The organism is Bacteroides coprosuis, assembly GCF_020741705.1.
Lineage (GTDB): Bacteria > Bacteroidota > Bacteroidia > Bacteroidales > Bacteroidaceae > Bacteroides_E > Bacteroides_E coprosuis.
Map to the genome: position 1 here is coordinate 26,409 of NZ_DYYK01000144.1, position 9,655 is coordinate 36,063.

The window sequence follows — 9,655 nt, forward strand, 5'->3', positions numbered from 1 at the left end:
CATAGTTTTACATAATAATAGCACATTGAGCAGAAAGAGGAAGTAAATCTCCATCTTTACTAATTGACACACCTATTTTTTTGAAATCTAGAAGTTCATCTAATTGTTTCCATAAATCAGGTTTACGGGTGCGTGGATCAATAGCAAAACTATGAAGATTTTCATCTATTTGCTCTCTTGAAGCTACAATACCTGCTTCTACTAAGCGATTCGTAATAGATTGTACTATCTTTCTATTATGTTCATCGTTTTCGTAAAGCAAATCTATTTCTGGATCAGCTGCTGCCACCATTAGTGTGTATGGTACATACGCAGGTTCAAGAGCTACTAGTTCTTGTAGTTTTGCAGGTAGTGCAGGAGTAGATTTATGTAGAGTTGTTATTTCATATTCTTTATCTAGTTGCTGTAAAATACGATAGGCTTCTTTCAATAATTGCATAGCTTCTGAGGCTTTAGCTCTGTCTTTCTCTTCGAAATCAGTAAGCCAAGAGGCACGTACTACATCGCAACCTTGAAGATTGGCTATTGAAGCGAAGCGTTTATGAAATTTCCATTCTATAAAAAATGCTTCCCAGTTTATTTTTGAAATAAGATCTCTTATTGTATGCTTTATAATCATATAAATTTTAATTGCTGTCCATGGTAACTTTTATCTACTTCTCCATTATCATAAACAAGATTACCATTGACAAATGTTTTTTTGACTTTCCAGTTGAATTGCTCTTTTTCGAAGGGGCTCCATTTACAAGAACTTTGAATTAACGGTTGAGTAACAATCCATGGATCATTTTTTTGTACTAGTACTAAGTCGGCTTGATATCCTTCACGTATGTATCCTCTATTATTTATTTTATAAATAGCTGAGGGGGCATGAGCCATCTTTTGCACAATTTGTTCAATCGAAAATACTCCTTGATTTACTAGTTCCAACATACTCACTAAGGAGAATTGAATCATAGGAATACCTGAGGCTGCTTTTAAAGCCCCACCATCTTTATCTGATAGCAAATGAGGTGCATGATCTGTTGCTATAACATCAATAATTCCATCACTTACTGCTTTACGTAACGTATTTCTATCTTCTAATGTTTTAATAGCAGGATTACATTTAATTCTTGTTCCAAACTTTTCATAATCGTTATCAGAAAACATGAGGTGTCCTATACAAGCTTCTGCTGTGATTTGTTTTTCAGCCAAAGGCTTGTTATCGAATAGACTAAGTTCTCTAGCAGTCGAAATATGTAAAATATGTAGTCGAGCTCCACTCTCTTTTGCTAATCTAACGGCAAGTGATGAAGACTGGAAACAGGCTTCTTCCGAGCGAATGATTGGATGGTATTTAAGAGGTAAGTCATCGGGGTTACCATTCTGTTGTTTATAGTGCTGAGTATTTTGGCGAATCAAATCTTGATTTTCACAATGCGTGGCAATCAGTAAGTTGGTATTGTTAAATATAGCTTCTAAGCTTTTTAATCTATCTACGAGCATATTGCCTGTGCTTGCACCCATAAAAACCTTAACACCACAAATGTTATGTCTATCTAATTGAGGTAAAATATCCACATTTTGATTAGTCGCTCCAAAGTAACAAGAATAGTTGGTATGGCATTTGTTTGCCATAAGTTTGAGTTTTTCCTCTAGAGCTTCTAATGAAGTAGTTTGTGGAGTGGTGTTTGGCATATCCATAATGGAGGTAACTCCACCTGCAACTGCCGCACAACTTTCAGACGAAATATCTCCTTTTTGTGTTAGTCCTGGGTCTCTAAAGTGAACATGGTCATCTATTATGCCTGGTAATAGATATTGGTTTGAACCATCAATTACAGTATCAAACTCCTCATCAGAACACTCTTCATGGGTTACTATCTTTTTAATGATTTCTCCATCAATGGTTACAGAGGCCTTGTACTGCTTGCCTTCATTTACTACTATTACATTCTTAATTAGAGTCTTTTTCATGTTGTTGAGGATATTTCTTAAATAAGCTATCAAGCTTAAGTTTTATGACACCAAATACTGCTTCTCCAAAAATACTACTATTCATTTTGGATGTACCATGTTTTCGGTTTATAAAGATGACAGGAACTTCTTCAATCTTAAAACCGTGTAAATAAGATTTGAACTTCATCTCTATTTGAAATGCGTATCCTTTAAAAGATATATTATCTAAGTCGATAGTTTCTAATACCTTTCTTCTATAACATACAAACCCTGCTGTGGTATCATGAATGGGTAGTCCTGTTATTATGCGCACATATTTTGAAGCAAAATAAGACATTAACACCCTTCCCATAGGCCAGTTTACAACATTTACACCACTTACATAGCGTGAGCCTATTGAGACATCAGCTCCTTTTGTTGCACAAGCTTCGTATAGCCTGGGCACATCTTTGGGAGCATGACTAAAGTCTGCATCCATTTCAAAAATAAACTCATAAGGGCGTGCAAGACACCATTTAAATCCTTCGATATAAGCTGTGCCTAAACCTAGTTTTCCCTTCCTCTCTTTTATAAACAGACGTTCGGGAAATTCTTCTTGTAAAGTCTTGACTATTGAGGCAGTACCATCAGGAGAATTATCATCAATAACTAAAATATGAAATACTTTGTCCAAATCAAAGATAGCTCTAATGATATTTTCTATATTCTCCTTTTCGTTGTACGTTGGGATAATTATGATGCTGTCTGAGTTGTGCATATACTTTTTTCTTCTTTAGATAGGGGGTTATATACAAATGTAGCTCTTTTATAATTCTTAAGAAAAGTCCTATATTAAAAACTGAGTAAAATTTCGTACTTTTGCAGTTCATAAGCAATTGAATATGACATTATCAGAGATACAAAGAGAATATAGCGCCCATTCTCAAATTAAAGCATTATCCAAAGGTTTAGAAGATATTAAGTCGCAGGTAATCCATTGTTCTGGATTAGTAGCTTCTGCATCTCCCTTCCTCTTTTCTAGTTTAATAGCACAAAAGAAAAACCCGTATTTATTTATTTTAAATGATTTAGAAGATGCAGGCTATTTCTATCATGATTTATGCCAGATCTTAGGTGATAAAAACGTGTTGTTTTTCCCCTCTTCTTATCGAAGAGCTATTAAGTATGGGCAGAAGGATGCAGCTAATGAAATTCTTCGAACAGAGGTGCTTAGTAGGTTGAGTAAAAGTGTCGATGCTCTTTGTATTGTAACTTATCCCGATGCCTTAGCTGAAAAAGTTGTATCAGAATCGGATCTGAATGATAAAACGCTAAAGATTGCTAAAGGAGATAGGGTTGAATTATCCCAAATCACAGAGCGTCTTCGTGATTTGGGCTTTGAATATACTGACTATGTGTATGAGCCAGGTCAGTTTGCGATACGAGGAAGTTTGATTGACGTTTTTTCTTATTCGTCTGAATATCCTTATCGTATTGATTTCTTTGGAGATGAAATAGATAGTATTCGCTCCTTTGAAGTAGAATCTCAACTTTCTAAAGAAATATTAGAAAAGATAGCTATTGTCCCTACTTTGGGCGTTGTAGGGGCAAAGAATGTATCTTTCTTAGAATTCTTTTCTTCTGATTGTGTTGTAGCAGCACGTGATTTTTTTTGGATAAAAGAGCGTGTGGAATTTGTTGCTAATGAAGCTATCTCTAGTCAGGCTATTATAGCTAAAGAAGAGGAAGAAGATGAAAAATATATTCCTCCCGTATTGCTTGATAAAGGGGAATTGAGTTCTGTCTTAAAGCAATTTAAATTACTAGAATTTGGTTCAGCTACTAGTTCCTTTGACAAAGTTGATGCTACTATTCCTTTTGATACTACTGCACAACCCATTTTCCATAAAAACTTTGATCTTGTTGCTAATTCACTCAAAGATTATCAGTCTCGCGGTTATGCTATCTATATTTGCAGTGATAGCTTAAAGCAGACAGAGCGTATTAAAGCTATTTTTGATGATAGGGGTGATGATATTACTTTTACAGCAGTAGAAAAAACTATTCATGCGGGGTTTGTCGATAATCAGTTGAGGGCTTGTTTTTTTACAGATCATCAGATTTTTGATAGGTATCATAAGTACAATTTAAAAAGTGATAAGGCTCGTTCGGGTAAGGTAGCTTTATCATTAAAGGAGATAAATGAATTTAAGATAGGCGATTATATTGTCCACACCGATCATGGTATTGGTCGTTTTGAAGGCTTAATGCGTATTCCTAATGGAGATACAACTCAAGAAGTTATTAAATTAGTTTATCAAAATGAAGATGTTGTCTTTGTTTCAATTCATTCTTTACATAAAGTATCCAAGTATAAAGGAAAAGAAGGACAGGCTCCTCGTCTAAACAAATTGGGTACTGGAGCTTGGCAGAAGATAAAGGATAAAACAAAAGATAAGATTAAAGACATAGCTCGTGATCTGATTAAATTATATGCTAAACGTAGGGAGGAGAAAGGTTTTGCCTTTAGTCCAGATAGTTTCCTCCAAAAAGAGCTTGAGGCCTCTTTTATCTATGAAGACACCCCTGATCAAAGTAAATCAACTCAAGATGTGAAACAAGACATGGAGAGCAATATGCCTATGGATAGGTTGGTTTGTGGAGATGTAGGATTTGGAAAAACCGAAATAGCTATACGTGCGGCTTTTAAAGCTGTAACCGATAATAAACAAGTGGCAGTATTAGTTCCTACCACTGTATTAGCTTATCAGCATTTTCAAACTTTCAAAGAACGCCTAAAAGAGTTTCCTTGTACTGTTGAATACTTAACTCGTGCTAGAACTACAAATCATACGAAACAGGTTTTAAAGAGTTTGAGTGAAGGTAAAGTCGATATTCTAATAGGAACACATAAGATACTAGGAAAGAACGTTAAGTTTAAAGATCTGGGCTTACTGATCATTGATGAAGAACAAAAGTTTGGTGTTTCAGTGAAAGAGAAACTTCGACAGATGAAAGTGAATGTAGATACTTTAACGCTTACAGCTACTCCTATACCTAGAACTTTACAATTTTCATTAATGGGAGCAAGAGATTTGAGTATCATCTCTACGCCACCGCCAAATCGTTATCCTATTCAAACAGAGGTTCATACTTTTAATGAAGAAATTATTACCGATGCCATCAACTTTGAGATGAGCCGTAATGGGCAGGTCTTTTTTGTGAATAATCGTATTGCAAACTTGATTGATTTGAAATTGATGATTCAAAAGAATATTCCTGATTGTCGAGTGTGTATAGGTCATGGTCAGATGGATCCGAAGGAGATGGAAGAAACAATTTTGGCTTTTGCTAATTACGATTATGATGTTCTTTTATCTACTACAATTATAGAGAGTGGTATAGATATACCCAATGCTAATACTATTATAATAAATCAAGCTCAAAACTTTGGACTAAGTGATCTACACCAGATGCGTGGTCGGGTTGGGCGTAGTAATAAAAAGGCTTTCTGTTATTTATTAGCGCCACCTCTCAGTAGTCTTACAGATGAGGCTAGAAGAAGATTGCAGGCTATTGAGAATTTTAGTGATTTGGGTAGTGGTATTCATATTGCAATGCAAGATTTAGATATTCGTGGAGCAGGAAATTTACTAGGTGCTGAGCAAAGTGGTTTTATTGCTGATTTAGGATATGAAACTTATCAGAAGATATTAAGTGAGGCAGTTCATGAGTTGAAACAAGATGAATTCTCTGAATTGTATCTAGAAGATAAAACTGAAGATGGTACAATTAGTGGAGAACAATTTGTTCTAGAATCTCAACTGGAAAGTGATTTAGAGTTATTGCTTCCTAATAATTATGTGACTGGAAGTAGTGAGCGAATGCTCCTTTATAGAGAACTTGATAACTTAAAACTAGATGAAGAGGTTGAAGCCTTTAAAAAGCGCTTAATAGATAGATTTGGCCCTATACCTTCCGAAACAGAAGAGTTATTACGTGTAGTTCCTTTGCGTAGAATAGCTGCCCGTTTGGGTGTTGAGCGTATTTTCTTGAAAGCAGGAAGAATGACCTTATTCTTTGTGACAGATAGTGCTAGTCCTTATTTCCAAAGTGAAATGTTTGGTAGGATGATTAATTATATGATGCGTTATACTCGACGCTGTGACTTGAGAGAGAAGAATGGTAAACGATCTATGTTAGTAAAAGAAGTAACCTCAGTCGAGGAGGCTGTAAGTATCTTACAAGAGATAATAGCTACTCCAAGCAACTGAGGTTAAATAGAAAATATTTGGGAGGGTCTTAATAGAGTTTATCTATAAGATCCTCTCTTTTTATCTTTTTAAGTTCCCTAATAATACTCGCTTTTGCTTTAGGTTGATACCAGAAGAAAAACTGTCTTTGAGCTAATTTTTGTTCCTTTGTTTTCGCACTATAAACCGGTTCTAGGGTATAGGGATGATAGCCAGTATACCAAGCTTCAGTAGCTACAGTCATCGGAGTGGGTGTAAAATCTTGTACTTGTTCTAAATGGAAGTCAAGTTGTTTTGTCTTTACAGCTAGCTCAGCCATATCCTCTTCTCTACATCCTGGATGGCTACTAATAAAATAGGGGATAAGTTGCTGTCTTAATCCAGTTTCTCTATTTACTTGATCAAATATCTTTTTGAATTCATAGAATTGGCTAAATGAGGGTTTTCTCATAATGCTGAGTACGCTATCACTCGTATGTTCAGGAGCAATTTTCAAACGGCCACTCACATGCTTTTCTATTAATTCTCGTGTATATTCTCTATTGATTTTATTTACTTTTTTATCTTTAGACTCATGCAGAAGTAAGTCATAACGTACACCACTACTTACGAAACTTTTTTTAATTCCTGGAAGAGCATCTACAGTACGATAAATATCTAATAATGCGCTATGGTCTGTATTTAAATTAGGACACACCTTTGGGTGAATACAAGATGGGCGTTTACACTTTTTACAGATCTCTAGATCCTTGCCATGCATCTTGTACATATTGGCAGAGGGACCACCTAAATCACTCAAGTATCCTTTAAACTCTGGATGCTGAATAATTTCTTTGACTTCATTTATAATGCTTTTCTTTGATCTATTTGCTATAAATTTGCCTTGATGTGCCGATATGGTACAGAATGAACAACCACCAAAGCAGCCTCTATGCAGATTGACAGAAAACTTAATCATTTCATAGGCAGGAATGCGTTTGTTTTTATACTTCGGATGGGGCATACGCATATAAGGTAGGTCAAATGATCTATCAAGTTGTTCCTCTGTCATTGGAGGATAAGGTGGATTGACAACCACAGTTCGTCCATCTACTTTTTGAATAATACGATTAGCTTCATAACTGTTGCTTTGAACTTCAATGTGTTTGAAGTTGGACGCTTGCTTCTTTTTGTCTTGCAAACACTCCTCATGGCTATAAAGCTCAATATCATCGGGTAGAGTTTCGTAATTGTTGGTTATATATGCAGATTGAAGCATGGCACTTCCATCTATCATATCTCGGGTTGCGTATGATTGTTCTGGATTTTGATTTAGTTTTTCCTCTATCTGCTTTGCTAAGTCTACAATAGGAAGTTCTCCCATGCCGTAGATTAATAGATCTGCTTTGCTATCGCATAAAATACTTTTACGAACTCTGTCTTCCCAATAATCATAATGAGTAAGACGTCTCATACTAGCTTCAATACTTCCAATAACAATTGGACTATCAGGATAAAGTTCTCTTAAGATAGTACTATAAACAATGGTTGGATATTCTGGTCTCATATCTGGGCGGCCATCAGGAGTATAGGCATCCTCACTTCTAAGACGTTTGTTTGCAGTATATTTATTGACCATAGAATCCATACAGCCTGCACTTACTGCAAAAAACAGTCTGGGTTTACCTAGCTTCTTAAAGTCACGTAAGTCATCCCTCCAATTGGGTTGAGGAACAATCGCAACTTTTAAACCTTCAGCTTCAAGAACACGTCCAAGTACAGCAGCTCCGAAAGATGGATGATCAACATATGCATCTCCACTAAAGAAAATGATATCCAATTCATCCCACCCACGTAGTTTAACTTCTTTCTTGGTTGTTGGTAACCAGTCTTTTAAATCCTGTTTTCTCATGGTGCAAAGATACGCAATAAAACTGAGGTGAAATTCTAAATTAATTTAAGATAGTGGTTGCCAGAGTGATTTATAAATCATTTTAACATTTCCTAAAGAACGAATAGGAGGGATGTGTTTTAAGAAAAACGAGGAGTTGATTGTTTCGTTTTCATTTTATATTTTACCTAGTCAAAATGATTTTAGATAGGAATATTGATGGTGTTTGAACTAAGTTATGTTATCATCTTAACACCGACAAGAGAATGCTTTGACACCGACATGCTATCATCATGTCGGTGTCAAACAGATGATCTATTTTTGTGTGTTACTAATTATATTCAATAAAAAAAGCCTATCTGGTTCTCCAAATAGGCTTTTAAAAGATATGTTTATAACTCAAATTCTTTTAATAATAGCGATAAAGTCTTCATTCGTTAGTCCAAAGTCTTGCTCTTTAAATTGAACAAAATCCTCTAAATAATCACTAGCGATATCGTCTAAAATAGTTTGTCCATTTGCTCCACCTTCATCGAGCATAAAACGAATCATACCTTGATATGCTTTTATTGTATTTAATCTCTGTTGAGCTGCAGGAACATTGTTCATTTGTGCTTGATGCTCATTGCGAGCAATTAAATAGACAGTAGCATAAAATCGGTCTAGACTACCATATTTTTCACTAATTGTTTGCTTTAGTTCCTTAGGGAATTTTGTTAAATCTTTTTTTACTTGGCTCATTAAACTTTAAATTGTAATGTTATTTTATCTTCGTCGTATATTTCTCTAAAACCGATTTCCTTATCAATTAGATAAGCTTTTGTTTCTTTAAAAATATCTTTGCTATCTGTTATTATTTCTAAAGAGGTTCCTTTAGCTGATAATAAAATAGCTTCCATTATTATTATTAGTGGGTTATATTTTCCTTTTATACGTGTATCTATCGTTTTCATGTTTATTCTTCTTCTATTTCTTCTTTTTCAGGATTTTGTTTTATCCAATCTGAATAAAGGAGATATAATTGATTTAATCCAAATGCCTTCATGTCTTTGTGGTATATCACATCAATACATAAATCGAGTAAATCTTTGCTATCTTCTTCCTGAGAAGCAATAAGTGAACGAATAGTTAATCTTAATTTTTCTAAGACATCTTCATCTATAATACCGTGGCTAGATGCCAGCTGTCTAAAGAGATTGTATTTTTGTATAGTGGATAGATGTTCATCAGAGATTTCAATAAATCTTGTACCTCTATTGTTTGCTTGTATTGTCTGCATAATTTTTTGTATTTAAGGTTCGTAAAAACAAAGATAATAGAATAAATTTGTTCACATTAAGTTAGTTATAATTTCATTAAAAAATGCAAGATTGAAGCCATTATATTTGCTCTATTTTTTGCAGTGTCGATGCTTTCAAAGGGAAATCCCATGATAAGTGTTTTATAATTACCACTATAAGCAATGCCAGCAGAGTGATTTACACCTTGATAGGCAAATACAGGAAATGCTGCCGATGTAGGTTCTATAACCTCAGGTTGTGAAACAGTGTATTTCAACTCATTCAATAATCTTGGAATTTGGAAGCTTCTACCTAATCCTTGCACAGATTGA

8 protein-coding genes and 1 pseudogene are annotated in these 9,655 nt (G+C 34.8%); 1 reads left to right on the forward strand and 8 read right to left on the reverse strand.

The genetic code is table 11. The annotated features are described in order from the left end of the window. Positions 1–7: 7 nt before the first annotated feature. From K8V80_RS08830 to K8V80_RS08840, 3 genes are read right to left on the reverse strand one after another with little or no spacing between them, the layout of a single operon-like run. Positions 8–619 (reverse strand): vitamin B12 dependent-methionine synthase activation domain-containing protein, encoded by a 612-nt coding sequence (locus tag K8V80_RS08830; protein WP_006744204.1) that lies wholly within the window; start codon positions 617–619, stop codon positions 8–10. Then, complete coding sequence (locus K8V80_RS08835) at positions 616–1,959, reverse strand: dihydroorotase (protein ID WP_276777125.1); 1,344 nt, start codon at positions 1,957–1,959, stop codon at positions 616–618. Before K8V80_RS08835 ends, K8V80_RS08830 begins: the two co-directional genes overlap by 4 nt. Further along, positions 1,940–2,698: a polyprenol monophosphomannose synthase gene (locus K8V80_RS08840; RefSeq protein WP_006744206.1), complete on the reverse strand. Its 759-nt coding sequence runs from the start codon at positions 2,696–2,698 to the stop codon at positions 1,940–1,942. Before K8V80_RS08840 ends, K8V80_RS08835 begins: the two co-directional genes overlap by 20 nt. 124 nt (positions 2,699–2,822) lie before the next feature. Between K8V80_RS08840 and mfd the strand changes: the two genes are divergently transcribed. Further along, on the forward strand, positions 2,823–6,194 hold the full coding sequence (gene mfd / locus K8V80_RS08845; RefSeq protein WP_276777129.1) for a transcription-repair coupling factor: 3,372 nt from the start codon (positions 2,823–2,825) through the stop codon (positions 6,192–6,194). 28 nt (positions 6,195–6,222) lie between these two features. On the opposite strand, the gene K8V80_RS08850 is transcribed toward mfd, so the two are convergent. From K8V80_RS08850 to K8V80_RS08870, 5 genes and pseudogenes are all read right to left on the reverse strand, one after another. Further along, the gene (locus K8V80_RS08850; protein ID WP_276777132.1) at positions 6,223–8,064 is read right to left on the reverse strand and encodes a YgiQ family radical SAM protein; all 1,842 of its coding nucleotides are present in this window, start codon (positions 8,062–8,064) and stop codon (positions 6,223–6,225) included. A 378-nt stretch (positions 8,065–8,442) separates the two neighbouring features. Beyond that, positions 8,443–8,784, reverse strand: coding sequence for a hypothetical protein (locus tag K8V80_RS08855; RefSeq protein WP_006744209.1), 342 nt, complete (start codon positions 8,782–8,784; stop codon positions 8,443–8,445). Further along, positions 8,784–8,996 (reverse strand): hypothetical protein, encoded by a 213-nt coding sequence (locus tag K8V80_RS08860; RefSeq protein ID WP_006744210.1) that lies wholly within the window; start codon positions 8,994–8,996, stop codon positions 8,784–8,786. Before K8V80_RS08860 ends, K8V80_RS08855 begins: the two co-directional genes overlap by 1 nt. 2 nt (positions 8,997–8,998) lie before the next feature. Further along, positions 8,999–9,322: a hypothetical protein gene (locus K8V80_RS08865; RefSeq protein WP_006744211.1), complete on the reverse strand. Its 324-nt coding sequence runs from the start codon at positions 9,320–9,322 to the stop codon at positions 8,999–9,001. A 65-nt stretch (positions 9,323–9,387) separates the two neighbouring features. Continuing rightward, positions 9,388–9,655: pseudogene (locus K8V80_RS08870) on the reverse strand (hypothetical protein); the annotation flags it as partial.

Coding starts and splice junctions, on each gene's coding strand:
- K8V80_RS08835 (WP_276777125.1), bottom strand. CDS start 1,959: ATGAAAAAGACTCTAATTAAGAATGTAATAGTAGTAAATGAAGGCAAG.
- K8V80_RS08840 (WP_006744206.1), bottom strand. CDS start 2,698: ATGCACAACTCAGACAGCATCATAATTATCCCAACGTACAACGAAAAG.
- K8V80_RS08850 (WP_276777132.1), bottom strand. CDS start 8,064: ATGAGAAAACAGGATTTAAAAGACTGGTTACCAACAACCAAGAAAGAA.
- K8V80_RS08860 (WP_006744210.1), bottom strand. CDS start 8,996: ATGAAAACGATAGATACACGTATAAAAGGAAAATATAACCCACTAATA.
- K8V80_RS08855 (WP_006744209.1), bottom strand. CDS start 8,784: ATGAGCCAAGTAAAAAAAGATTTAACAAAATTCCCTAAGGAACTAAAG.
- mfd (WP_276777129.1), top strand. CDS start 2,823: ATGACATTATCAGAGATACAAAGAGAATATAGCGCCCATTCTCAAATT.
- K8V80_RS08830 (WP_006744204.1), bottom strand. CDS start 619: ATGATTATAAAGCATACAATAAGAGATCTTATTTCAAAAATAAACTGG.
- K8V80_RS08865 (WP_006744211.1), bottom strand. CDS start 9,322: ATGCAGACAATACAAGCAAACAATAGAGGTACAAGATTTATTGAAATC.